This window comes from Thioclava sp. F36-6, from assembly GCF_002020305.1.
In the GTDB taxonomy this organism is placed as follows: Bacteria; Pseudomonadota; Alphaproteobacteria; order Rhodobacterales; family Rhodobacteraceae; genus Thioclava; species Thioclava sediminum.
In genome coordinates, this window is the sequence record NZ_MPZX01000001.1 from 1,437,840 (window position 1) to 1,461,175 (window position 23,336).

Sequence of the window (23,336 nt, forward strand, 5' to 3'; positions counted from 1 at the left end):
AAACAGGGGAGGCGAGCTCATGGCCACGAAGAAAGAAGTCATTCCTTTCGATAGCTTACGCCGCGAGGATGTCGCGCTTGTGGGCGGCAAGAACTCTTCGCTTGGCGAGATGGTGCAGGAGCTTGGCGCCAAGGGCATTCAGGTTCCGCCGGGCTTCGCCACCACCTCCGACGCCTATCGGATGTTCCTTGACGAGAACAATCTGACCGAGGCCATCGCGGGCTATCTCGCGGATTACGATGCCGACAAGATCAGCCTTCACGTCGCGGGGCAGAGCATTCGCGACACCATTGTGGCCGGGGACTGGCCCGACTCGACCGAGGCTGCGATCCGAGAGGCTTACCGCGATCTGTCGAAGCGGGCAGGGGTGCCCGAGGTCTCCGTCGCCGTACGCTCGAGCGCCACGGCCGAAGACCTTCCCGATGCCAGCTTTGCCGGTCAGCAAGAGACCTATCTGAACGTCTCGGGCGAAGAGGAGCTTCTGACCGCCTGCCGCAAGTGCTATGCCTCGCTCTTCACCGACCGCGCGATCACCTACCGCAAGCTCAGAGGGTTCAATCACCTCGATGTCGCGCTCTCCGTGGGCGTCCAGCAGATGGTGCGCTCCGATATCGGCGGGTCGGGCGTCATGTTCTCGATCGACACCGAAACCGGCTTCGACAAGGTCGTGCTGATCAGCGCTGCCTGGGGCTTGGGCGAAAACGTCGTGCAGGGCGCGGTCACGCCGGACGAGTTTCAGGTCTACAAGCCCTTCCTTGGCAAGGCGGGCGTCAAGCCGATCATCGAGAAGAAGCTCGGGGCGAAAGAGATCAAGATGATCTATGCCGGGCCGGACGCCCCGAACCCGGTGCGCAACGTGCCGACATCGAAAGCCGAACGCGGGAGGTTCGTCCTGTCGGATGACGAGGTGCTCGACCTCGCGCAGCAGGCGGCGACCATCGAAGCGCATTACGGCCAGCCGATGGATATGGAATGGGCCAAGGACGGTGTGACGGGGAAGCTGTTCATCGTGCAGGCGCGCCCTGAAACGGTGCAGTCGCGGGTCTCTGCCGGGTCACTGCGGCGCTATACCATCGGCGCGCATGGTCCGGTCGTCGTCAGCGGTCTGTCGGTCGGCGAGCAGATCGCGACCGGGCGGGTCTGCCTGATCGAAGACGTCAAGGATATCGACGATTTCGTGGAAGGCTCGGTCCTCGTCACCTCGACGACGGACCCCGACTGGGTGCCTGTCATGAAACGAGCCTCTGCCATCATCACCGATCACGGGGGCAGAACCAGCCACGCCGCCATCGTCAGCCGCGAATTGGGCGTGCCCGCCATCGTCGGCTGTGGCGATGCCACCCATGTGCTGCATGACGAGCAGGAGGTGACCGTCTGCTGTGCCGAAGGGGACGAAGGTCTGGTCTATGACGGATTTGCCGAGTTCACGGTCGAAGATTTGAACCTCGATGCGGTGCCGGAGACCAAGACCAAGGTCATGCTCAACCTCGCCAACCCAGCCATCGCCGCGCGCTGGTGGCGGCTGCCGATCGACGGTGTCGGTCTGGCGCGGATGGAATTCGTGATCTCGAACACGATCCGGGTCCATCCGATGGCGCTGCTGCATTTCTCTGATATCCGGGAGACGGACGTGCGGGAGGAAATCGAAACGCTCACAAGGGGATACGAGGACAAGGCCGAGTATTTCGTCGATCAGCTGGCGCTTGGCCTTTCCCGGATCGCCGCCGTGGCCTATCCGAACCCGATGATCCTGCGGCTGAGCGATTTCAAGACGAACGAATATGCCGACCTCTTGGGCGGGCGGCAATTCGAGCCGGTGGAATCCAACCCGATGATCGGCTGGCGCGGCGCCTCGCGCTATTACGATCCCGCCTATGTCGAGGGGTTCCGGCTCGAATGCCGGGCGATCCGGCGGCTGCGCGAAGAGGCAGGCTTCGACAATGTGCTGGTGATGGTTCCGTTCTGCCGCACGCCCGAAGAGGCCGACCGCGTCTTGGCGGTGATGGCCGAGGAAGGGCTGGTGCGCGGCGCCAACGGGCTGCAGATCTACGTGATGTGCGAAGTGCCCTCGAACGTCATCCTCGCCGAGGAGTTCGCCAAGCGCTTCGACGGCTTCTCCATCGGGTCGAACGATCTGACGCAGCTGACCCTAGGCATTGACCGCGACAGCGACCGGCTCGCGCCTCTGTTCGACGAACGTCATGCCGCCGTTCAGTGGATGATCCGGAGCGTCATCGAAAGAGCGCATGGTGTCGGCGCGAAGGTCGGGCTCTGCGGTCAGGCGCCATCGAACTACCCGGAATTCGCCCGCAGGCTGGTGGAGTTCGGCATCGACTCGATATCGGTGACGCCGGACAGTTTCCTGAAGGTCAAAGGCCATGTTGCCGAGGCGGAAGGTCAGCGATGACCCGACTGTGAACCCGCGGGACGCGTCCGTTAGCCGTCTCGGGCGAGTTGCCCGAGACGGTCGCGCGCTCAGGCCACGGGTGCCGACTCGACACGCGGCTTCGCGGGGGCTACGTGCATGCCCAGCCGCGCTAACAGGTCCTGATCTCTCCAGGCTGCGGGGTTGTCCGTGGTCAGAAGCTGATCGCCCACGAAAATCGAGTTCGCGCCCGCGAGGAAGCACAGCGCCTGCCACGCGTCGCTCATCCCGGTGCGGCCTGCCGAGAGCCGCACGACCGACGCGGGCATCAGGATCCGCGCAAGTGCGACGACCCGCACCAGCGCGAAAGGGTCGACCGGCTCGGCATTCTTTTGCACCGGCACGCCGTCGATCTCGTTCCAGAGGTTGATCGGCACGCTGTCCGGGTGCGCGGGCAGGGTGGCGAGCGTCACCAGCATGGCGATCCGATCCGCCTCGGCCTCGCCCATGCCCAAGATCCCACCGCAACAGACCCGAATGCCGCCTTTGCGCACATTTTCGACCGTATCGAGTCGATCCTCCATGGTGCGGGTCGTCGCGATCTCCTGGTAATAGTCCGGCGACGTGTCGATGTTGTGGTTGTAGAAATCCAGCCCCGCCGCCTTCAGCTTCTCGACCTGCTGCGGCGAGAGCATGCCCAACGTCATGCAGGTCTCCAGCCCCAGATCGGAGACGCCGCGCACCATCTCGCACAGCGCATCCATGTCGCGATCCTTCGGGCTGCGCCACGCCGCGCCCATGCAGAACCGTTGCGCACCTGAGGCCTTCGCGCGTCGTGCCGCGCTCAGAACCTCTTCGGTCTTCATCAGCTTGGTGGCTTTCACGCCGGTCTCGTAATGCGCGGATTGGGAGCAATACCCGCAATCTTCCGGGCAGCCGCCGGTCTTGATCGACAGCAGGCTCGCGGTTTCGATCGCGCTCGGGTCGAAATGGGCGCGGTGAACCGTTTGCGCCCGGTGAAGAAGCTCGGGGAAGGGCAGGTCGTGGATCGCTTTCGCCTGCGCCATGCTCCAATCGTTTCTGATGCCTCCCGCCATGATTACGCGCGCTCCTTCAGGCGAGTGAGGCCTGTTGCGAGACCGCTGGCAATTGCGATCTTGACCAGATCCCCGGGAACGAACGGCACGACGCCGGTTGCGAGAAGTTTTGACGCGGGCACGAAATTGGCGAGCCAGGCGAGGCCCGCGGCATAGACCACGATCAGCCCTGCAAGCATCGCCAGCGCTCTGCCGAGCCAGCCTCGACCTTGTGCGAGCACGCTGATCATGGGCGCCGCCAGCAGAAAGCCCAGCAGGTAGCCCCCGGTTGGTCCCATCATGTAGGCCAGTCCGATGCCGCGCTCGGGTGTGCCCGAGAAGACCGGCGCTCCCATAGCGCCCATCATGAGATAGGTGGCCATTGCGGCAGCCGCCATTCTGGGGCCGACGCTCGCTGCTATGAAGAAGACCGCAAGCGTGTGCAAAGTCATCGGCACGGGCCAGAAAGGCACCTGAAGCTTCGCGCCGAGTGTGATCAGGGCAGCGCCGCAAAGCGCGACGCCAAGGCCGCGCCAGAGAGTGTGAGTGAGCTTCTGGGAAGTGTCGAAAACCGTCATTGAACCTGTCCTCAGTCGATAGTTGGAATTTCTATCTATGACTATGCAGGCACATCCGGAGCTATCAATTGAATTTATAGATAATTAGCCAGAAATCACGTAAGTCTCGTGTGCTTCGGCATTTTTTATCGATGACTTGCGTTTTCCTATCCAGCCGACATGGCGTGCCAAGGTTGCGCAGGCCAGGTCTGTCTGTCCCTTGTGGAGGGCGGTAATGATGATCCGGTGGTCATGGTCCGAGCGGGCTTCCCAGTCGCGGCGCCAGGCGGCGAAAAGGAAGCGTGCGCTGGTCGTCTGCAGATTGTCGATCGTCTCGAGAAGTCGTGGCATCCCGCAGGGTGTCAGGATCAACTGGTGGAATTGACGGTTCGCGGCCTCCCAATCACGGACGGTTCTAGCGCTGTCTCCAATCCGCGTAACCTGTTCAGCTTTTTGGAGAATTGCGCGTGTCATGTTCGGAGCTGCATGGCGCAGCGCCAAGGGTTCGAGGCTGGCGCGCATCTCCGCCACTTCGCGCAGTTCGGCCACGTCGAACTCGGTCACGCGAAAGCCGCGGCGCGCTTCGCTCTCGGCCAATCCGCGCGCTTGCAATTCGCGAAAGGCTTCGCGCACCGGGACGTGGCTCGCGCCGAACTCGCTCGCGATATGGTCCTGTCTCAGCCGGGCGCCGGGCGGTATTTCTCCGGAAATGATGCGATCCGAAAGTATCCGCGCGATGCGCTGCGAATGTGTTTCATGGGGTGTCTCTGTCATGCTTTATAGATAATTTTTCTCGCGGCAATTCGTCCACCATTTTTTATGTGACCGAAACATGTTTGTAAGATTAAGGAAAAGCTATACTTGTGATGCGTGGTGGAGACGCATTAACCTGCATTGGATCTTATGTGACCTGGCAAGAAGCTTTCCGGCGTGATGCGCGCGGAACTGAGGACGACGCGGCTCCCGATGCCGGCTACAAGGCCCTGATGGAGCTGATCGATGACGGATTCTGCGTCATCCAGTTCATCGACGGGCCCAGAGGTCCCCTCAGCGACTATGTCCATATCGAAGCCAATTCCGGTTACGAAAGACATACCGGGATCGACGATATCGTCGGTAAGACCGTTTACGATGTCGCCCCACAAGACGGGGGCGAGTGGGTCAAAATCTACGGCGAAGTGCTCAGAACCGGGGAGCCCCTGCGGTTCGAGCGCGAATTCGTCGAGGTTGGGCGCCACGTCGAGGTCTCCGCGACGCGAGTGGAGCCCGCCGCGAAAGCGCAGGTCGCGGTTCTGTTTCGCGATATCACCGAACGTAAACGCAAAGAGCGCGAACTACGGGAAAGCCAGCGCCGCGCGGAAAAGAACGCGCGTCATATCGCACGCGCGCTGTCCGCCGGGGCGATCCTTGGCACTTGGGTCTGGTATCTCGACAGCGAAACCTTCGATCTCGATGAAGAATTCTCGCGCAGCATGGGGCTCGATCCTGCGCAGGGGGCCGAAGGCCTGACCATCGAGCAGATTGTCGTGAACGTACATGAGGATGACAAGCCAGGCCTCATGGCGGCGATCGATCGCGCCACGCAGCAGACGACGCCGTATGCATATCAGTTTCGCGTCAAGCGGGCCGACGGGCTGTATCACTGGGTCGAAGCCAATGGCCGGATGGAGGCCGAAACGCCGCGCATCTTCGCAGGCGTTCTGATGGATCTCGATGACCGGCGCGCCATTCTCGAAGAGCGCGACAAGGCGGCGGCCGAGCTGTCCAAGCTGAATGAAACCCTTGAGCAGCGCGTCGAAGAGCAGACCGCGAAGCTCATGCAGCGGGAGGGAGAGCTCCGGCAGGCCCAGAAAATGGAGGCCGTCGGGCAGTTGACCGGAGGGCTCGCCCACGATTTCAACAATCTCCTCACGGCGATTTCCGGGTCGCTCGACTTCGTCGCAAAGCGGCTCGAAGACGGGCGTCGCGAGGAAATCCTGCGCTATCTCGAAGCCGCGCAAGCGTCGACCGAGCGGGCCGCCAGCGTCACACAGCGTTTGCTCGCCTTCTCGCGTCAGCAGTCGCTGATGCCCAAGCCGACCGACGTGCCGCACCTGGTCCGCAGTATGGAGGACCTGATGCGGCACTCCATCGGGCCGCATATTCTGGTAAGGGCGGAGGACGACGCAGAGGCCTGGCCCGCGATGGTCGACCCGAACCAGCTTGAGAGCGCGCTTCTCAATCTCTGCATCAATTCGCGCGATGCGATGCCCGATGGTGGCACGATCACGATCAGCACGACCAACGAGGTCATCGAGACCGAGAACTCGGAGCTTCCGCCCGGCGACTACCTGCGTCTGTCCGTGCACGACACCGGAACGGGAATGACTTCGGAGGAAATTTCGAAAGCCTTCGATCCCTATTTCACGACGAAGCCCAGCGAGAAGGGCACCGGCCTCGGGCTTTCGATGGTCTACGGGTTCGCGCGCCAAAGCGGCGGATGCGCGACGATCGACTCCGAACTGGGCAAGGGGACGACCGTGAACATTTTCCTCCCGCGCTCGCTCGAGACGGTCGCGCGCGCCGAGGTGGACCTGCCTTTAAGCGAGGAGCCCGCCACAGGGGGCGGACACACGATCCTCGTTGTCGACGATGAGGCAATCGTGCGTTTCGTCGTCGTGGAGGCGTTGGAAGAGGCGGGCTTCACGGTCTACCAGGCGGCCCATGCAGCGGCCGGGCTTCAGGTGCTACAGGACCAGCCCGAGGTGACGCTTCTCCTGACGGATATCGGCTTGCCGGGCGGCATGACGGGCCGGGAACTCGCAGCCCGGGCGCGAGAGGCGCGAGAAGATCTCAGAGTGATGTTCATGACCGGATATGACGAGGAAGCGGCAACGGCCACGACGCTTACGGATACTGAAGTTCTGTTGAAGCCATTCGATTTCGACGAAATGGTGCGTCGCGTCACGAGTTTCGCGAACCGCACCGCTGCGTGACGCGGGTCGCGCCCGAGTGATGTTCGGGGCGTCCGACCCTAGGCGGATCAAACGCCGCGCTTGTTGCCCCAGATCAGAACATGCAGCTGCGGCAGAATACGGGGCGCGAACCAGTTGTCCGCCATAGCGGTGTCCGTCAGCCAGCCAAGCCGGTCGGCCAGACCCTGCGGATCGACCGGAACCTCCGGGTCGACCTCGGGATTGCCCGGCTGAAGATAGAGCGGCAGATCCGGGTGGCGGGCATGGACAGACTTGGCCCAGTCGTAATCCGCGCGGTCGAAGATCACGATCTTCATCACGGTGCTGCGGGCCGAGCGTCCGGCTGCCACGCAATCGGCAAAGGCGTCCCAATCGACCTGCTCTCCGCTCGAAGGCGGCTTCGGCGACAGCACCAGCGTATCCAGATCGCCGAACCAAGGCCGCGCGACAGACCCCTGCGTCTCGCAGGCGAAGCGGTAGCCAGCGGCTCGCCCGAGCGCGATCAGCGGTCCGAAATCCTGGATGGCCGGGTTTCCGCCGCTGAGCGAGATCGTCAGTGGCCGGTCGCCCGACAGGCGGCGCAGCTCTGCCCAGACTTCCTCGGAACTCATCGGTGCCCATGTGTGGCGATAGGCGCTGTCCACCGCGTGGAGGCTGTCGCACCACGAACAGCGGTAATCGCAGCCGCCCGCGCGCACGAAAAGCGTGGGCTCGCCGATCAGCGCGCCTTCGCCCTGAATGGTCGGGCCGAAAATCTCGGCGATGCGCAGCGTCGTCATGGACGGTATTCCACCCAGGTCTTGGGCGTCTCGCTGACCAGCGCCGCGCTGGTCTCGGGCCAGCGCGCCTTGCACCAATCGTAGAAATGCTTGGCCATGTTCTCGGCGGTCGAGGGCACGTCCATCACGTCGTTCAGGTGCCGGTGATCGAAGGTGTCGTCGATATAGGTCTTGAGCGGTTTCAGATCGTGATAGTCGCGCACGAACCCGTTCTCATCGAGCGTCGCGGCGGCCAGTTCGACGACCACGATGTAATTATGCCCGTGCAGCCGTGCGCATTGATGATCTTCGGGCAGATGCGAGAGTTGGTGCGAGGCGGAGAAGTGGAATTCCTTGCGGATGCGGAACATCAGCGGGCCTCCTTCTCGGCGACGGCCTTGGCCCAGAAATCGGGATCGGCATAGACGGTCGGGTCTTCGACACCCGCAAGATGGAACGCCTCGCGCCGCTCGACGCAGGTGCCGCAGCGCCCGCAATGCACATCGCCACCTTTGTAGCACGACCACGTCTCGGCGAACGGCGTGCCTTGTTTCGCGCCCTCGGCCACGATGTCGGCCTTGGAGCGATGCACGAAAGGCGTCTCCAGTCGCACATCGGCATATCCGTCGAGCGCCATACGCTGCATCGCATCGAAGGCCTCGGTGAAGGCAGGACGGCAATCGGGATAGATGAAGTGATCACCCCCATGCACCGCGGTCGCCACCGCTTCGTCGCCATTTGCGGCGGCCACACCGAAGCCGATGGCGAGCATGATCGCGTTGCGGTTCGGCACGACGGTGATGCGCATCGTCTCTTCGGCGTAATGCCCGTCGGGCACGTCGATATCGTCGGTCAGCGCCGATCCGGTCAGCGCGGCCCCGATGGGGTGCATGTCGATGAGATGATGCGGCACGCCAAGACGGCGCGCGGCGGCGGCGGCGTAATCAAGCTCCTTGCGGTGCCGTTGGCCGTAGTCGAAGGAGACGAGCCGCGTGAGATTACCCTCAGCGGCGACGATATGGGCGAGCGATACGGAATCGAGTCCGCCCGAGCAGATGACGAGAGTCTTCATATTTGAACCCTTGTTTTGATGACCGGGTAGGCTGCGACCGGTTGAGCGGGCCTCTAAAGGATGGGGCAGGGCTCTGCAAGGGCGGCGCGCCGGATAGATCGCCAAGATCGCGCGATCGGACAGACGCGAACCATCGAGGCCCCCGCTTGTCGTCACACCGCTTGACGGACGGCTCCGACGGTGTCACCTCTTTGGGCGAAGCGACAGGGGCGCTCGGGAAACCGGGCTGAGACGAACCCTTAGAACCTGAACCGGATAATGCCGGCGGAGGGAGGCGCGTGAGACGGTCAGGCGCAGTCCCGCCTTTTGCCCCCTCGCACTCCTCTCGCTGCCCGCAGCCAAGGAGAGTGCGATGGAAGACCCCGGAAAATATCTCACGTCGATGCGGCAGACTGCGCCGCTCGTTCATAACATCACCAACTATGTCGCGATGAATGTGATGGCGAATGTGCTGCTCGCATCCGGCGCTTCGCCCGCGATGGTTCATGCGCGCGAGGAGGTGGCCGAGTTCGCCGGTCTCGCGCAGGCGCTGAGTATCAATATCGGCACGGTGTCGCCGCCATGGGCGGAGGCGATGGAGGCGGCCGCCACGGCCGCCAGCGCCAAGGATATTCCGTGGGTGCTGGATCCTGTCGCGGTCGGCGCGACGGATTATCGGCGCGCGTTGGGGACGCGGCTGGTGGAACTGCGTCCGACGGTGATCCGCGGCAACGCGTCGGAGATCCTTGCGCTTGCGGGCGAGGCCGGCGCGGGGAAAGGGGCGGATGCCACCGAGAGTGTCGAGACGGCTGAAGGCGCCGCGCGCGCCTTGGCGCGCCATAGCGGGGCGGTGGTCGCGGTGACCGGCGCGGTCGATTTCGTGACCGATGGGGAGCGCGCCGCGCGGGTTGCGAATGGCCATGCGATGATGCCGCGCGTCACCGCTTTGGGCTGTTCGCTAACTGGTGTGGTGGCGGCGTATCTGGCGGGCCAGCCCCGGTTCGAGGCGGTGATCGCGGCCCTCGCTTATTTCGGGCTTGCGGGAGAGCGCGCAGGCGCGACCGCCCAAGGCCCGGGCAGCTTTCAGGTCGCCTTCCTCGATGCGCTCCATGACATAGACGCCGAGGCGCTGAGCGCCGGTGCGCGGATCGAACCCGCATGATCCCGCCCATCTGTTTCGTCACCGACCCGGACGCCCCGCAGCCCGTGATCGCGCAGGCTATCGCTGCGGCTGAGGGCGGCGCGGGCTGGGTGCAGCTGCGCGACAAGACGCTCCCCGATGCGGAGTTCGCAGCACTCGCCCGAACGCTGATCGCGGCGCTCGCCCCCTATGACGTCCCGCTGATCGTGAATGACCGGGTCGCCGTGGCCATCGAGATCGGCGCCGCTGGCCTCCATATCGGCCAAAGCGATGGCGATCCCGCCGCGATCCGCCGCAGGATCGGGCCCGACACGATCCTTGGCCTCTCGATAGAGACCGAGGCACAGATCGCCGTTGTGCCCGCGGGCGTGGACTATCTCGGTGTCGGCCCGATCCACGCGACCGGCTCGAAGCCCGACCACGCCGCCCCGATCGGCCATGCGGGCTTTGCCGCGATCGTCGCACGCACGGACCTTCCCTGTGTCGCGATCGGCGGGATCACCGCCACCGATGCACCCGCAATCCGCGCGGCGGGCGGTGCCGGTCTTGCCGTGATTTCCGCCATCTCGCGCGCGCCTGACATGGCGCGCGCCACCCGAACCCTGCGCAACGCATGGAGCGACATATGATCCCCAATATCCTCACCATTGCAGGCTCCGACCCATCGGGCGGGGCGGGCATTCAGGCCGACATCAAAGCCATTTCCGCCAATGGCGGCTACGCGATGAGCGTGATCACGGCTCTGACCGCTCAGAATACGCGCGGCGTGCAGGCGGTCAGCCTGTGCGACACCGGCCTGATCGCGGCGCAGATGGCCTCGCTGCGCGATGACATTCGGATCGACGCGATCAAGATCGGGATGCTGGGCGATGCCGCGATCATCGAGACCGTGGCCGAGGGGCTGACCGGGCTCGAGTGTCCGGTAGTGCTCGACCCAGTGATGGTCGCGAAAGCCGGCGATCGGCTACTGGCAGAGGCGGCGGTGACCGCGCTGCGCGCTCTCCTGCCGCGCGCCGATCTGATCACGCCGAACTTGCCCGAGGCCGCTGATCTCTTGGGCTGCGCCGAGGCGACGACGCTTGAGGAGATGCGCGATCAGGCCCATGCGCTGCGCGCGCTCGGGCCGCGTGCGGTGCTGCTGAAGGGCGGGCATCTGAGGGGCGAACAAAGCCCGGACCTGCTGGTCACCGAGCAAGAGGAACTCCGCCTCGACGCACCGCGCATTGCGACGCGCAACACCCACGGCACGGGCTGCACCCTGTCCTCGGCGCTGGCGACTTGGCTGGGTGCGGGGCTTTCGCTTCCGGACGCGACACGCCGCGCGAAGGCTTATCTGAGCGCCGCGATTGCAGGGGCAGACAGGCTGTCCGTCGGGGCGGGCCACGGACCGGTGCACCATTTCCACGCTTTTCAGGAGGACAGCCAATGAGCTTCACCCAAGACCTCGCGCAGGCGACCGCGCTGCTGCGGCGCCAGATTCATGACATGCCCTTCAATCGCGAATTGGCGGAGGGGCGCCTCGATCCGGAAACGTTCCAAGGCTACATCATTCAGGACGCGCATTACCTCGAAGGCTTCGCCCGTGCGCTCGCGCTCGCCGCCGCGAAAGCCCCCGATGCACCGACCGTCGCGCAGCTCTCAGGTTCGGCGGCCGGCGCGATCGCGGTCGAGCGGGAATTGCACGCGCATTACATGGGGCTGTTCGGCGTCTCGGCCGACGATTTCGCGAAGATCGAGCCCTCTGCCGCCTGCGATCACTACGTGTCCTTCCTCATGCGCAGTGCCACGACAGGTGATTTCCCCGAGGCGGTGGCGGCCCTGTTGCCCTGCTTCTGGATTTATCGCGATATCGGCCGGGAAATTGCGCAGGTCAGCGGGGCTGAGAACCCCTATGCCGCCTGGATCGCGACCTATTCGGGCGAGGCCTTCGATCAGAGCGTGGAACGGATGCTGGACCTGACCGACAGGCTGGGCGCGAAGGCCGATGAGGCCGCTCGCCAGCGGATGCACCGCGCCTTCGCCCGCAGCTGCTGGCATGAGTGGCGGTTCTGGGACAGCGCGTACCACCGCGAGAGCTGGCGGCGGCCTGCGGCTTGAGTATCGCGCGCACCTGACGCTCTCGGTGGGCCCGGTTTCGGGCCCGCGGCGGAATTCCCCGCGCGGCCCTGCGCCTCTCACAGGTCCTTGGCCGAGCCGTCGGCCTGTCCGGCGATCCAGTATCCTGCCGCCTTCAGCCATTCCTTCGGATGACCGCGGGCGGTCAGGTCGTCGCGCAGGGCGCGGGCGACGCTGGCTTCGGCCGCGATCCAGACAAATGTTCGCGGCATTCGCGCGATGCGCCGAGAGCGCGACGTGATCCGAAGTCCTTTCGAATGCGCCCGTCGCTCTTGAGCAGGCGCCACCCCTTGCGTCCTGTCGACGAACCCGGTCCCCCTATAGGGATCGCTGTGCTTCGGGGTAATAGGTCCAGGCTATGAACCGGCTTGTCTTCTGCCCCTGCGCCATTTCGACGACCCTGGACTCGGCAACCCTCGCTTTGCGCAGCAGTCTGGAAATTGGCTGCAGGTTGTCTTTCTTCGACACCAGAGAGGTAAACCACAGGCATTGATCGGCGAAACCTGTGCTTTGCTCGATCATTCTGGCGATGAAGCCGATCTCGCCACCGGGGCACCAGAGTTCGGCGTTCTGGCCGCCGAAGTTGAGTTTCTTCGAGTTGCCTTTCCCCAAATTCCGCCACTTGCGCTGGGTGCCTTTGTCCGCCTGCTCAATGGACGCATGAAACGGCGGATTGCACAGGGTGACATGGAAGATGTCGTCGGGACCGATCACGCCGTCGAAGATGTCCTCCGGATCGGACTGGCGTCTGAGCTCGATGTTCAGACCGTTGCAGTCGCAAATCTCCGCCGCCGAATTGATCGACACCGGATCGATATCGACGCCGGTGAACTCCCAGCCATATTCATGCTGTCCGGTCAGCGGGTAGACGAGGCTGGCGCCGGTCCCGATGTCCAGCGCCTTGATCTCGGGGCCGTGCGGGATCTCATGATCGTTACACTCGGCCAGAAGATCCGCGAGATAGTGAATGTAATCGACACGGCCGGGGATCGGAGGGCACAGATAAGTGGTCGGAATATCCCAGAAATCGATGTCGTAATGCGTCCGCAAGAGTGCCCGGTTGAGCATGCGGACCGCGTCCACGTCCGCAAAATCGATCGTCATCCGACCGCGCGGGTTTCTTGTGGTAAATGCCTCCAGCTCCGGGGTTTGCACGATCAGGCGCTCAAAGTCGTACCCCGCCCGGTGTTGATTGCGCGGGTGCAACATCGGTTTGGTGGCCATGGAAAAACCTTCATGCATAGCGGTGGGGGCCGCGCGTCCAACAGGATTTCGATCCTAGAACTTCATCGCCGCGTGAGAAATGCCTGATCGGCCTGCGTGTCGCCGATATCAATATGTTCGGGATGTGTCGCGGTCGGAAATTCGAAGCTCGATAGGGACGGGGCCAGCGGGGCCGCACCACAAGAGGCGAGGGCGGCCCACTGCCAAAAGGGCGCCACCTATTTTGCGTTGTCGCTCAGAGCAGTGCAGGAGGGCAGGCGGTCTTTCTCGACATTGAGAAGTTCTTCGACCTGCGCGCTCACCTCGGCGCCCGGAAGCCCGGGCGGGATCGCCGGGAAATAGGCGACGGTGATCGTGCCACCGGTCTTCACGTCCCTGCGCCAGACATGGCCCGCGTTATGCGCGACCGGTACAATCGGCAGGCCGAGCTTGCGATAAAGCGCGATCAGGCCCGGCTGGAATTCGCAGCGATCGGTCACGCCGACCCGCGTGCCTTCGGGGAAGATCAGGATCGAGCGGCCTTTGGCAGCCTCTTCGCGCGCCTGGGTGATCATCCCGGCGAGGGCACGCCCGCCGCCGCTGCGGTCGATCAGGATCATCGGCGAATGTTCGAGGAACCAGCCGAAAATCGGGATGCGCCGCAATTCGCGTTTCGCGATGATGCAGACATCGGGCACGAGCTGGTTGAAGGCCAGCGTCTCCCATGTGGATTGGTGGTTGCAGACATAGATGCAGGGGCTGTCGAGATGCTTGTTCTCGAGCCCTTGCTCGCGCACGCGCAATCGCAGGATCCCGCGTGCGAGCGCGAAGACCCCGCCGGTCCAGACCCGCACGGCGGCGCGCACGAGCCGGGGGCGCCGCGCCAGCGCGAGGATCGGGATCATCGGCGCTTGCAGTGCCGTCCACACTCCGAAGGCCCCGTCAAAGAGTTTCGAGCGTAGACCTTCGAACCTCGGGACCGAGCCGGCCCGTCCGCGTCGCGCGCGAGACGCCGTATGTGCTGTATGATCAGGCTGCAATCGGGTGATCCATCGTTTCGAATGGTGAAAAGCCGGCGGTGGTCGCGGCCCCGAGGAATGCGCTGCGCGCGTCGCCCACGGTGCCCAGACATTCCATGGCCGCTTCGACGCGGTCAATTGCACAGATCTGTGCGGTATCAGTGACCGGCCATTTCTCGCGCAGCCAGTAATGCACCTGTTCGATGGTGCTGAAGGTTTTGACGTCGCCGTCCGGCGACACGACGAGGGAGATGGGTTTGCCCCAGTAAATTTCGATCAAGGTTCGTATCTTTCTAAGCGGTCGTGACGGCTCCGATTTGAACGGTCGCGCGATCACGGAGGCATAGTGCGGACTAAGCCGTTTCTATGCGGTGAATTAGGTCTGCGCGCGAGGGCGCGCCGGTTTGGTATCCCGAGCGGATCGCGAGGCGTCAGCGTCAATGCGCGCGGATCACGGTCCGGCCCCTCTGACATGCGAAGCTCTCGTGGAGGTCGCGAGGGGCAGAAATTGCGGTATCGACCAAGTTCATCCCGGTAGCAGGGCTGAATGGGTTGGTCTGCTCGAACGGCGTCACGGCACCATGGGCCGATGGGAAGCTCCTTTTCCTTACTGCCGCCTTTGAAAAGCTGCGGCCCGACAAAGCTCAAGATCGTCGCTGAGCCGGGAGGAACAGGGTCCGAGAATTAAGATATGCGAGTGCAGACATAAGGGATTTGCGCCCAAATTACGAGGAAATTGCGTTTCGGCACCGGAATTTTCGCGCAACGGCTTGATTGTACGAGATATAAATTGCGCGCTCGGAAAGACGTGGCCGTGCGTGCCGTTCGCTCGCTGCTGATTTCCTTTGCAAAAGGGGCCGCGGTCACTTAGGTATACCGGACTACGCTCGTCTCATCTGTAATTTCTCTTCTCTGCCGGCTCCGGTCTTCCTACTGAAATGACTGAGCTTGGCTGATCTATTCTGCAGACGGGATATCTTCGTCCACATCTCGGCCCTTGCGCGCGCAGGTCTCTCTCTGCGCGAAGACAGACAGGCCGTTACCTGAGAATTCGGAACCGGACGCGACGGTCGTGAGACCGCCTGCAATCTGGCACCAGCTGATGCGGTTCCGTCGCCGGTCTTCAGACCGGATTTCGCGACCAGAGCGGGACTATGCCCCGCAAACACGACTTCGACGGCGTCTTCCGTGATCTGCCCCCGAAAGCCCCGACGGCTCGGGACCGGACGGACGCCGCATCGCGCCTCATCCTTGGAGGCACCGCCGAGACACGAGCGAAACTGACCGAAATTTCGGTCATCCAGAGGAATTCCGCGAGTATCCCTCGCGGGTAAAATGGAGGGCCGAACATGGCTATCGAAAAACTGCCCAAGGGTAAGACGCCCCAGACGAATGACATCGCGAACAACAAGGGCCATGCCGCCCTCGCCTGGCCTCAATTCTTCCGGACTCTGTCCGAAGAGAGAGCTGCGAACGGGGAAAGCACAGCGTCGCGCAGCGCCCAGAAATAGGTCTTCGCGAAGATCAGGACCGGAATTCCCGGCATGAAGGCTGAGCGATGTGAGGTTCCACGCGAACCGGCCGATGCTCGCCACACGACGTGCCGGGACGTGGAGCGGCAGGGGGAAACTCCTGCCGCTTCGCTTTTTTGCAAGGCGGGTCAGTCGGAGCCCTTTGTGGGAGGTCGCCTAGGAGCGTCCTGATAGCGACGGCCCGACTTCGAAGGCCATCGGGCCGCGCGGGGGCACATGTTATTGGAGTGGCCGGCATTCGCCACGGACCGCACAAAATTCAGGCATGAAGCTCAAAAGCTGACCGCCAATCCGTCAGCCGTGAATTGGAGCTTGTCCAATATATGTCCGCGCTTCGCATGTTTGGCTGCCGGCTCTATGCCGGTCGTAACGGAAAACGAATGTGATCGATGCCCGAAGCCCTATCCATCATCGTGATTGAAACCGACCCGGAGCGCGCGGGGCTCATCGAGGACAGTCTGCGCGAAGCGGGCTCCTTTGAGATCACCGTGATCCCGGAGACGACCGGTCTCGCGCGGCGGATTTCCGAGATGAACCCGGATATCGTTCTGGTCGATATGGCGAGCCCCTCGCGGGACATGCTCGAAGAGCTGACGCTGGCTTCGGGGCCGTTGGAGCGTCCGGTGGCGATGTTCGTCGATCGTTCGGATGACGGGGCGACGAAGGCCGCGATCGATGCGGGCGTCTCCGCCTATGTGGTCGACGGGCTGCGCGCGGATCGCATCAAGCCGATCATGGATGCCGCGATTGCGCGCTTCAACATGGTGCAGCGGATGCGCACCGAGCTGGAGACAACCCGGCGCGCGCTCGAAGAGCGCAAGGTGATCGATCGCGCGAAGGGTCTGTTGATGAAGGCGCGCGGGATCGACGAGGACGCGGCCTACGCGCTGCTTCGCAGGACGGCGATGGATCAGGGCAGGCGGGTCGCGGATGTCGCCCATGCGCTGGTGACGGCCGCGGGGCTCCTGTCATGAGCGGTGTGCCGATTTCGGTCGGATATATCCCGCTCGTCGATGCGGCGCCGCTGATCATTGCGCGCGAGATCGGTTTCGCCGAGGAAGAGGGGCTCGCGCTGACACTCAATGCCGCGCCGAGCTGGTCGACCTTGCGCGATCAACTGATGTTGGGGCGGCTCGAGGCGGCGCATATGCTGTTTCCGATGCCGATTGCCGCCGCATTGGGTCTGGGCGGGTTCAACACGCGCATCGATATCCTGCAGATCCTGTCGCATAACGGCAATTCGATCGGCGTGTCGCGTGCGCTGGCCGATCGAATGCGGGCGCAGGGCTACGGGTTCGATTTCGCGGATGCGCGCGCGGCGGGCGAGGCTCTGATCGCGGGCGCGTCGGGCCGTCTGCGCATCGGCGTGCCGTTCCCGTTCTCGATGCACGCGGAGCTTCTGTATCACTGGTTGGGTGCAATCGGGTTGAGCGCGCCGCAGGATCTCGACGTTCACACCGTCCCGCCGCCTTTGATGGCGGAGGCCTTGGCGGCGGACGAGATCGATGTGTTCTGCGTGGGGGCGCCCTGGGGCTCTATCGCGGTGGAGAACCGGGTCGGTGAAATGCTGCTGCCCGGCACGGCGATCCGCGCCAACGCGCCGGAGAAGGTTTTGGCCGTGCGCCACGACTGGGCAGAAGCCGAGCCGGGGCTGACGCGGCGGTTGATGCGGGCGGTGTGGCAGGCTGGGCGATGGCTTGGACATGAGCGCAACCTTCTGACGGCGGCTGAGCTGCTTGCTCGGCGCGACTATCTCGACCTGCCGCCGGAACTGATAGAACGGACGTTGACCGGCAATCTCGTGATCTCGCCACGGGGCGAGATGCGGAACGTGCCGGGCTACATGAGCTTCCAGACCGGCGCGGCGGGCTACCCCTGGGCCTCGCAGGGTGCCCTCGTGGCTGCAAGGCTCGCCACAAGACTGGGGCTGTCGCGCGAGGAGGCGATGGCCTCGGCGCGTGCGATCTGCCGGACCGATCTCTACACCCGCAATCTCGCCGATCTGGGGGCGGATCTGCCCGAGGCGCGCGACAAGATCGAAGGCGCGCTGACCGCTCCGGGTGCCATTCCGGCCGTTCAGGGCCAGGTGATTCTGCCGAGCGATGCGTTCTTCGATGGCTGGATTTTTGATCCTTTCGCGAATTCATGACGGTTTCGTGAGCATTTTCTAAGCGCGCTGCAGAAAATCGTCTCTTCGCAGGCGCAGCATGAAACCCAATTGTTGACGCTGCGGGTGCAAAGGTCGTTTTCTGGTCCTATCGAAGCAAGGGCGTTTCGATTTCCAACATATTCCGCCTCGCATCGCTGTGAGGCTCCGAACAAAGCCGTTCGACCCTGATCGCCGATCTTCCTCCTCCCTTGGAAGTGGCGCGCTCGGGTCGGGCGGCTTTTTCGTTTTTGACGCACATGACGATGCAACAGGGACCGTAACGATGAAAAAGCTTCTGGCAGCCATTGCCACCACCACCTGCCTTGTCAGCCCCGCGCTGGCGGAAATGCTCGATGTCGAGAAGGACGAGCTGAAATTCGGCTTCATCAAGCTCACCGATATGGCGCCGCTCGCGGTGGCCTATGAGAAGGGCTATTTCGAGGATGAGGGCCTCTTCGTCACGCTCGAGCCGCAGGCGAACTGGAAGGTTCTGCTCGACCGCGTGATCGACGGCGAACTGGACGGGGCACATATGCTGGCCGGTCAGCCGCTGGCCGCGACCATCGGCTTCGGCACTAAGGCGCATGTCATCACACCCTTCTCGATGGACCTGAACGGCAACGGCATCACCGTGTCGAACGAGGTCTGGGACGAGATGAAGAAGAACATCCCCGTAGGCGATGACGGCAAGCCGGTGCACCCGATTTCGGCCTCGGCGCTCAAGCCGGTCGTCGAGAGCTACCGCGCCGAGGGCAAGCCCTTCAATATGGGCATGGTGTTCCCGGTCTCGACCCATAATTACGAGTTGCGCTACTGGCTGGCCGCGGGCGGTCTGGAGCCGGGCTACTATTCGCCCGATGACGTGTCGGGCCAGATCGGCGCCGATGTGCTGCTGTCCGTGACGCCCCCGCCGCAGATGCCCGCGACCCTCGAGGCCGGCACCATCTACGGCTATTGCGTGGGCGAGCCGTGGAACCAGCAGGCCGTGTTCAAAGGCATCGGCGTGCCGGTGATCACCGATTACGAGATCTGGAAGAACAACCCCGAGAAGGTCTTCGGCATCACCGCCGAATTCGCCGAGGAAAACCCGAACACCACGCTCGCGCTGACCAAGGCGCTGATCCGTGCGGCGATGTGGCTCGATGAGAACGACAACGCCAACCGCCCCGAGGCGGTCGAGATTCTGGCGCGCTCGGAATATGTGGGTGCGGATGCCGAGGTGATCGCGAACTCGATGACCGGCACGTTTGAGTATGAGAAGGGCGACAAGCGCGACGTTCCCGACTTCAACGTCTTCTTCCGCTACTACGCGACCTATCCCTACTACTCGGATGCGGTCTGGTATCTCAGCCAGATGCGCCGCTGGGGCCAGATCCCCGAGAGCCAGAGCGACGACTGGTATGACGAGGTCGCAAAGTCCGTCTACAAGCCCGAGATCTACCTGCAGGCCGCCCAGATGCTGGTCGATGAAGGTATCGCGGACAAGGCGGATTTCCCTTGGGATACCGATGGGTATCGTGAGCCCACCTCCGACATCATCGACGGTGTCGAGTATGACGGCCGCACTCCCAACGCGTATATCGACAGCCTGCCGATCGGTCTGAAATCGGGCCAGAAAGTCGTCGGCAACAAGGTCGAAGGGTAACTCCCCTGACTTGCGGGCGGGGCCGCCGAGGTCTCGCCCGTCCTTTCCTCTCTACATTCCCCCAAGGACGCCAAGCCATGACCGCCATCGATCCTGACGCCCTGACTGCACAGCAGGCCCGCGAGGCCCGCCGCGAACGTCTCTTCACCCGCATCAACAAGGCCGATGGCTGGTTCAAGGTGCTCGGCCTGAGCTGGGTCACGCCGGTTCTTCGCGCTGCGGCCGGCGATAATCCCAAGGCCCAGATGAAAGAGATCTGGCAGCTTCTCGGCGTGCCGGTGGTGGCGATCATCGCCTTCCTCGCCGTCTGGGCGGTTCTGGCCCCGAAAGTGGAAACCTCGCTCGGCGTCATCCCCGGCCCGGCGCAGGTCTGGGAGCAGGCGGAGGTTCTCTATGCCGACCACCTGCGCGAGCGCGAGAAGGCCGCCGCCTTCTACGAGCGTCAGGACGTCCGCAACGACAAGCTGGTGGCGGCAGGCAAGGCCGACCGGGTGAAATACCGCGACTATACCGGGGCGCCGACCTATTTCGATCAGATCTGGACCTCGATCAAGACGGTGTTCTTCGGCTTCGCGCTCGGCACGATCGTCGCGGTGCCGCTGGGCATCATGGCGGGCCTGTCGAAAACCGCGAATGCCGCGATGAACCCGCTGATCCAGATCTTCAAGCCGGTCTCGCCGCTCGCGTGGCTGCCGATCGTGACGATGATCGTCTCGGCTGTCTACACGACGAGCGACGGGATGTTCTCCAAGTCCTTCCTCGTCTCGGCGATCACGGTGACGCTGTGCTCGCTCTGGCCGACGATCATCAACACGGCCCTTGGCGTGGCGTCGATCGACAAGGACCTCGTGAACGTCTCGAAAGTGCTGAAGATGGGCACCTGGACCAAGATCACCAAGCTGGTGCTGCCCTCGGCGCTGCCGCTGATCTTCACCGGTCTGCGCCTGTCGCTCGGCGTGGGCTGGATGGTGCTGATCGCGGCGGAAATGCTCGCGCAGAACCCGGGCTTGGGCAAATTCGTCTGGGACGAATTCCAGAACGGCTCCTCGGAAAGCCTCGCGCGGATCATGGTGGCCGTGTTCACCATCGGCATCATCGGCTTCATCCTCGATCGCCTCATGTTCGCGATCCAGTCGATGTTCACCTTCTCGAATAACCGGTGACCCTCATGAGCATTCTTGAATTCAAATCCGTCTCGAAAAGCTTTGGCGAAGGCTCCGCGCGCAGCGACGTGCTCAACGGCATCGACCTGAGCGTGAAAGAGGGCGAGTTCCTCGTGCTCTTGGGCTTCTCCGGCACCGGCAAGACCACCCTGATCAACCTGATGGCGGGGCTTGAGATGCCCTCCAAGGGCGAGGTCCTGTTCAAGGGCGCGCCGGTCACCGGCCCCGGTCCGGAGCGCGGCGTGATCTTCCAGAACTACTCGCTGATGCCGTGGCTGACGGTGGATCAGAACGTGGCTCTCGCGGTTGAGACGATCTTCCCGGGCCTGTCGAAGAAAGAGCGTCAGGAGAAGGTCGACCACTACGTGAAGATGGTGGGCCTCAGCCACGCCGCGAGCCGCCGTCCGGCGGAGCTGTCGGGAGGCATGCGCCAGCGGGTCAACGTGGCCCGCGCGCTCGCGATGAACCCCGAAGTGCTGCTGCTCGACGAGCCGCTCTCGGCGCTCGATGCGCTGACGCGGGGCAACCTCGCCGACGAGATCGAGCATATCTGGGAGCAGGACAAGAAGACCTGCGTACTGATCACCAATGACGTGGACGAGGCGATCGTTCTGGCCGACCGGATCATCGCGCTGAACCCTGACGGCACCCTGGGCGAAGAGTTCAAGGTCACCATTCCGCGTCCGCGTGACCGGGGCGCGATGAACCATGACGAGGGCTTCAAGCGTCTGCGCGCCGCCGTCACCAATTACCTGATGGATGTGGGCATGCAGGCCAAGGCCGAAGGCTCGCGCAAGCTGCCCGATGTCACGCCGCTGCACGCGCTGCCCAAGGCGGTGTCGGACGCCGCGCGCTCGGCGCTCGAAGACAAGTATCTCGAATATTCGCAGCTCCATAAGATCTACCCGACCCCGAAAGGGCCGTTGACGGTGGTGGAGGATTTCAACCTCACCCTGAAGAAGGGCGAGTTCGTCTCGCTGATCGGCCATTCGGGCTGCGGGAAATCGACCGTGCTGACGATGACGGCGGGGCTCAACGACGTATCGAAAGGCGGCATCAAGCTCGACGGGTTCGAGGTGAAGGGCGCCGATCCCGAACGCGCGGTGGTGTTCCAGGCGCCCTCGCTGTTCCCGTGGCTCTCGGCGCGTGAAAACGTCGCCGTGGGCGTGGACAAGGTCTATCCCAAGGCATCCCGCGCCGAGCGTCAGGACGTGATCGACTATTACCTTGAGCGCGTGGGGCTGGGCGATGCGATGGACAAGCCCGCCTCGGACATGTCGAACGGGATGCGCCAGCGCGTCGGTATCGCGCGCGCCTTCGCGCTTTCGCCGAAATTGCTGCTGCTCGACGAGCCCTTCGGGATGCTCGACAGCCTCACCCGCTGGGAGCTGCAGGAAGTGCTGATGGAGGTGTGGAGCCGCACCAAGGTCACCGCCGTTTGCGTCACCCATGACGTGGACGAGGCAATCCTGCTGGCCGACCGCGTCGTGATGATGACCAACGGTCCGCGCGCCACGATCGGCAAGGTGATGGAAGTCGACCTGCCGCGCCCGCGCACCCGCAAGGCGCTGCTCGAACACCCGGACTACTACCTCTATCGCGAGCAGGTTCTGAACTTCCTCGAAGAATATGAACAGGGCCACACGCCCAAGAAATCGGAGGCCGCGTGATGGACGCTGCAACTGCAACCGCAACCCCCGCACGCGCCTTTATCGGCGTCAGCGAAGTCTGGGTGCCCGAAGGCGACCGTCTGGTCCATGCCGCGGGCGATTACGGCGCGCTTACGGCGTTCGAGGAAGCCTCGGTCCGCACCAGTTTCGCTCATGGCGAGGGCCTGCCGGGCAAAGCTTGGGCCGAAGGGCGCCCGGTCGTCCTGAAAGGGTTCGACGGCTCCTATTTCCAGCGCACCGAGGCCGCGAAAGAGGCGGGGCTGACCTCGGCTGTGGCGCTGCCGGTTTTTGATGGCGAGACGCTCAAGGCCGTTCTGGTCGTGCTGTGTGGCGATGACGAGACGACCACGGGCGCGATCGAGGTCTGGGCCGAGCGCGACGGGCTCCTGATGCTCGACGACGGATATTATGGTGCGGCCAAGCATTTCGAATGGGTCTCGAAGCATACGCATTTCCCGAAAGGGCAGGGCCTGCCGGGCGGTGTCTGGGCCGCGCAGACCCCGATGCTGATGCGCGATCTGGGGTCGGGCTATCGTTTCATCCGCTCGGAAAGCGCAGGCGCGGCCGGGCTGACCACGGGCCTCGGCCTGCCGATCCCGGTGCCGGGCGATCAGAACTATGTGGCGACGCTGCTGTCGGCCCGTGGCACGCCGATCGCACGCCGTTTCGAAATTTGGGACGCCCGCGAGGCCCGTGTGGGTCGCGACGGCGGCGCGGTTCTGGTGGATGGCCTGTGCGAGCGCGAAGGCGCGCTTTGGAACGAGGACAACCCCAAGCGGGCGCAGGACTGGCAGGGCCCGATCGGCAAGGTGCTGGGTACAGGCCTGCCGCTGGTGATCGGCGGCGCGCAGATCGCGGCCGGCTATAGCTCGATGGTCGCGCTGCCGATCCATCGCGATGGCGAGATCGCGCATATCGTCGCCTGGTATCTTTGAGGA

The 23,336-nt window shown here is 63.7% G+C and carries 22 protein-coding genes and 1 riboswitch; of the genes, 12 read left to right on the forward strand and 10 right to left on the reverse strand.

What is annotated here, in order from left to right:
* The first annotated feature begins 19 nt into the window (after window positions 1-19).
* Window positions 20-2,407, forward strand: a complete 2,388-nt coding sequence (gene ppsA, locus BMI88_RS06640) for a phosphoenolpyruvate synthase (protein WP_078547034.1) — start codon at window positions 20-22, stop codon at window positions 2,405-2,407.
* Between the two features lie 68 nt (window positions 2,408-2,475).
* On the opposite strand, the gene bioB is transcribed toward ppsA, so the two are convergent.
* The 3 genes from bioB to BMI88_RS06655 all read right to left on the reverse strand — a co-directional run bounded on the left by bioB (window position 2,476) and on the right by BMI88_RS06655 (window position 4,772).
* On the reverse strand, window positions 2,476-3,462 hold the full coding sequence (bioB, locus tag BMI88_RS06645; protein WP_078547036.1) for a biotin synthase BioB: 987 nt from the start codon (window positions 3,460-3,462) through the stop codon (window positions 2,476-2,478).
* A 2-nt stretch (window positions 3,463-3,464) separates the two neighbouring features.
* A complete protein-coding gene (locus BMI88_RS06650) occupies window positions 3,465-4,019 on the reverse strand; it encodes a biotin transporter BioY (RefSeq protein ID WP_078547038.1) in 555 nt (184 codons plus the stop codon).
* Window positions 4,020-4,103: 84 nt separating this feature from the next.
* Window positions 4,104-4,772 carry a GntR family transcriptional regulator gene (locus BMI88_RS06655; RefSeq protein ID WP_078547040.1) on the reverse strand — a complete coding sequence of 223 codons (669 nt, stop codon included), beginning with the start codon at window positions 4,770-4,772 and terminating at the stop codon, window positions 4,104-4,106.
* Between the two features lie 131 nt (window positions 4,773-4,903).
* Between BMI88_RS06655 and BMI88_RS06660 the strand changes: the two genes are divergently transcribed.
* Window positions 4,904-6,973 carry an ATP-binding protein gene (locus BMI88_RS06660; protein ID WP_078547042.1) on the forward strand — a complete coding sequence of 690 codons (2,070 nt, stop codon included), beginning with the start codon at window positions 4,904-4,906 and terminating at the stop codon, window positions 6,971-6,973.
* A 47-nt stretch (window positions 6,974-7,020) separates the two neighbouring features.
* Here the strand turns inward: BMI88_RS06660 and queE are convergent, their stop codons facing one another.
* The 3 genes from queE to queC are packed head-to-tail and all read right to left on the reverse strand — an operon-like array spanning window position 7,021 to window position 8,782.
* On the reverse strand, window positions 7,021-7,731 hold the full coding sequence (gene queE / locus BMI88_RS06665; protein ID WP_078547044.1) for a 7-carboxy-7-deazaguanine synthase QueE: 711 nt from the start codon (window positions 7,729-7,731) through the stop codon (window positions 7,021-7,023).
* Window positions 7,728-8,081, reverse strand: coding sequence for a 6-carboxytetrahydropterin synthase QueD (queD, locus tag BMI88_RS06670; protein ID WP_078547046.1), 354 nt, complete (start codon window positions 8,079-8,081; stop codon window positions 7,728-7,730). The genes queE and queD overlap by 4 nt, the downstream gene beginning before the upstream one ends.
* Window positions 8,081-8,782, reverse strand: a complete 702-nt coding sequence (queC, locus tag BMI88_RS06675) for a 7-cyano-7-deazaguanine synthase QueC (RefSeq protein WP_078547048.1) — start codon at window positions 8,780-8,782, stop codon at window positions 8,081-8,083. Before queC ends, queD begins: the two co-directional genes overlap by 1 nt.
* Window positions 8,783-8,977: 195 nt before the next feature.
* A riboswitch (TPP riboswitch) is annotated at window positions 8,978-9,072 on the forward strand.
* Between the two features lie 62 nt (window positions 9,073-9,134).
* On the opposite strand from queC, the gene thiM reads away from it, so the two are divergent.
* The 4 genes from thiM to tenA are packed head-to-tail and all read left to right on the forward strand — an operon-like array spanning window position 9,135 to window position 11,999.
* The gene (thiM, locus tag BMI88_RS06680; RefSeq protein ID WP_078547050.1) at window positions 9,135-9,923 is read left to right on the forward strand and encodes a hydroxyethylthiazole kinase; all 789 of its coding nucleotides are present in this window, start codon (window positions 9,135-9,137) and stop codon (window positions 9,921-9,923) included.
* Window positions 9,920-10,531 carry a thiamine phosphate synthase gene (gene thiE, locus BMI88_RS06685; protein ID WP_078547052.1) on the forward strand — a complete coding sequence of 204 codons (612 nt, stop codon included), beginning with the start codon at window positions 9,920-9,922 and terminating at the stop codon, window positions 10,529-10,531. Before thiM ends, thiE begins: the two co-directional genes overlap by 4 nt.
* Window positions 10,528-11,331 (forward strand): bifunctional hydroxymethylpyrimidine kinase/phosphomethylpyrimidine kinase, encoded by an 804-nt coding sequence (gene thiD, locus BMI88_RS06690; protein WP_078547055.1) that lies wholly within the window; start codon window positions 10,528-10,530, stop codon window positions 11,329-11,331. The genes thiE and thiD overlap by 4 nt, the downstream gene beginning before the upstream one ends.
* Window positions 11,328-11,999, forward strand: coding sequence for a thiaminase II (tenA, locus tag BMI88_RS06695; protein WP_078547057.1), 672 nt, complete (start codon window positions 11,328-11,330; stop codon window positions 11,997-11,999). The genes thiD and tenA overlap by 4 nt, the downstream gene beginning before the upstream one ends.
* A 77-nt stretch (window positions 12,000-12,076) precedes the next feature.
* On the opposite strand, the gene BMI88_RS19855 is transcribed toward tenA, so the two are convergent.
* The 4 genes from BMI88_RS19855 to BMI88_RS06715 all read right to left on the reverse strand — a co-directional run bounded on the left by BMI88_RS19855 (window position 12,077) and on the right by BMI88_RS06715 (window position 14,519).
* A complete protein-coding gene (locus tag BMI88_RS19855) occupies window positions 12,077-12,304 on the reverse strand; it encodes an SIP domain-containing protein (RefSeq protein ID WP_281480156.1) in 228 nt (75 codons plus the stop codon).
* A 31-nt stretch (window positions 12,305-12,335) separates the two neighbouring features.
* Window positions 12,336-13,241 (reverse strand): 23S rRNA (adenine(1618)-N(6))-methyltransferase RlmF, encoded by a 906-nt coding sequence (rlmF, locus tag BMI88_RS06705; protein WP_168173954.1) that lies wholly within the window; start codon window positions 13,239-13,241, stop codon window positions 12,336-12,338.
* A gap of 218 nt (window positions 13,242-13,459) precedes the next feature.
* On the reverse strand, window positions 13,460-14,149 hold the full coding sequence (locus tag BMI88_RS06710) for a lysophospholipid acyltransferase family protein (protein WP_210402001.1): 690 nt from the start codon (window positions 14,147-14,149) through the stop codon (window positions 13,460-13,462).
* Window positions 14,150-14,249: 100 nt separating this feature from the next.
* Window positions 14,250-14,519 carry a DUF982 domain-containing protein gene (locus BMI88_RS06715; protein WP_078547064.1) on the reverse strand — a complete coding sequence of 90 codons (270 nt, stop codon included), beginning with the start codon at window positions 14,517-14,519 and terminating at the stop codon, window positions 14,250-14,252.
* 1,641 nt (window positions 14,520-16,160) lie between these two features.
* On the opposite strand from BMI88_RS06715, the gene BMI88_RS06720 reads away from it, so the two are divergent.
* From BMI88_RS06720 to BMI88_RS06745, 6 genes are all read left to right on the forward strand, one after another.
* A complete protein-coding gene (locus tag BMI88_RS06720; protein WP_078547066.1) occupies window positions 16,161-16,745 on the forward strand; it encodes an ANTAR domain-containing protein in 585 nt (194 codons plus the stop codon).
* The gene (locus tag BMI88_RS06725; protein WP_078547068.1) at window positions 16,742-17,920 is read left to right on the forward strand and encodes an ABC transporter substrate-binding protein; all 1,179 of its coding nucleotides are present in this window, start codon (window positions 16,742-16,744) and stop codon (window positions 17,918-17,920) included. The genes BMI88_RS06720 and BMI88_RS06725 overlap by 4 nt, the downstream gene beginning before the upstream one ends.
* 283 nt (window positions 17,921-18,203) lie before the next feature.
* Window positions 18,204-19,565 (forward strand): CmpA/NrtA family ABC transporter substrate-binding protein, encoded by a 1,362-nt coding sequence (locus BMI88_RS06730; protein ID WP_078547070.1) that lies wholly within the window; start codon window positions 18,204-18,206, stop codon window positions 19,563-19,565.
* Window positions 19,566-19,642: 77 nt separating this feature from the next.
* A complete protein-coding gene (locus BMI88_RS06735) occupies window positions 19,643-20,728 on the forward strand; it encodes an ABC transporter permease (protein ID WP_078547072.1) in 1,086 nt (361 codons plus the stop codon).
* A gap of 5 nt (window positions 20,729-20,733) precedes the next feature.
* Window positions 20,734-22,398, forward strand: a complete 1,665-nt coding sequence (locus tag BMI88_RS06740; RefSeq protein ID WP_078547074.1) for a nitrate ABC transporter ATP-binding protein — start codon at window positions 20,734-20,736, stop codon at window positions 22,396-22,398.
* Window positions 22,398-23,333: a GAF domain-containing protein gene (locus BMI88_RS06745; RefSeq protein ID WP_078547076.1), complete on the forward strand. Its 936-nt coding sequence runs from the start codon at window positions 22,398-22,400 to the stop codon at window positions 23,331-23,333. Before BMI88_RS06740 ends, BMI88_RS06745 begins: the two co-directional genes overlap by 1 nt.
* The last annotated feature ends 3 nt before the right edge of the window (window positions 23,334-23,336 follow it).

What these genes read in the sequence shown, in the direction of transcription:
- ppsA (WP_078547034.1), top strand. Translation starts at nt 20, where the DNA reads ATGGCCACGAAGAAAGAAGTCATTCCTTTCGATAGCTTACGCCGCGAG.
- bioB (WP_078547036.1), bottom strand. Translation starts at nt 3,462, where the DNA reads ATGGCGGGAGGCATCAGAAACGATTGGAGCATGGCGCAGGCGAAAGCG.
- BMI88_RS06650 (WP_078547038.1), bottom strand. Translation starts at nt 4,019, where the DNA reads ATGACGGTTTTCGACACTTCCCAGAAGCTCACTCACACTCTCTGGCGC.
- BMI88_RS06655 (WP_078547040.1), bottom strand. Translation starts at nt 4,772, where the DNA reads ATGACAGAGACACCCCATGAAACACATTCGCAGCGCATCGCGCGGATA.
- queE (WP_078547044.1), bottom strand. Translation starts at nt 7,731, where the DNA reads ATGACGACGCTGCGCATCGCCGAGATTTTCGGCCCGACCATTCAGGGC.
- queD (WP_078547046.1), bottom strand. Translation starts at nt 8,081, where the DNA reads ATGTTCCGCATCCGCAAGGAATTCCACTTCTCCGCCTCGCACCAACTC.
- queC (WP_078547048.1), bottom strand. Translation starts at nt 8,782, where the DNA reads ATGAAGACTCTCGTCATCTGCTCGGGCGGACTCGATTCCGTATCGCTC.
- thiM (WP_078547050.1), top strand. Translation starts at nt 9,135, where the DNA reads ATGGAAGACCCCGGAAAATATCTCACGTCGATGCGGCAGACTGCGCCG.
- thiE (WP_078547052.1), top strand. Translation starts at nt 9,920, where the DNA reads ATGATCCCGCCCATCTGTTTCGTCACCGACCCGGACGCCCCGCAGCCC.
- thiD (WP_078547055.1), top strand. Translation starts at nt 10,528, where the DNA reads ATGATCCCCAATATCCTCACCATTGCAGGCTCCGACCCATCGGGCGGG.
- tenA (WP_078547057.1), top strand. Translation starts at nt 11,328, where the DNA reads ATGAGCTTCACCCAAGACCTCGCGCAGGCGACCGCGCTGCTGCGGCGC.
- rlmF (WP_168173954.1), bottom strand. Translation starts at nt 13,241, where the DNA reads ATGGCCACCAAACCGATGTTGCACCCGCGCAATCAACACCGGGCGGGG.
- BMI88_RS06720 (WP_078547066.1), top strand. Translation starts at nt 16,161, where the DNA reads ATGCCCGAAGCCCTATCCATCATCGTGATTGAAACCGACCCGGAGCGC.
- BMI88_RS06725 (WP_078547068.1), top strand. Translation starts at nt 16,742, where the DNA reads ATGAGCGGTGTGCCGATTTCGGTCGGATATATCCCGCTCGTCGATGCG.
- BMI88_RS06730 (WP_078547070.1), top strand. Translation starts at nt 18,204, where the DNA reads ATGAAAAAGCTTCTGGCAGCCATTGCCACCACCACCTGCCTTGTCAGC.
- BMI88_RS06735 (WP_078547072.1), top strand. Translation starts at nt 19,643, where the DNA reads ATGACCGCCATCGATCCTGACGCCCTGACTGCACAGCAGGCCCGCGAG.
- BMI88_RS06740 (WP_078547074.1), top strand. Translation starts at nt 20,734, where the DNA reads ATGAGCATTCTTGAATTCAAATCCGTCTCGAAAAGCTTTGGCGAAGGC.
- BMI88_RS06745 (WP_078547076.1), top strand. Translation starts at nt 22,398, where the DNA reads ATGGACGCTGCAACTGCAACCGCAACCCCCGCACGCGCCTTTATCGGC.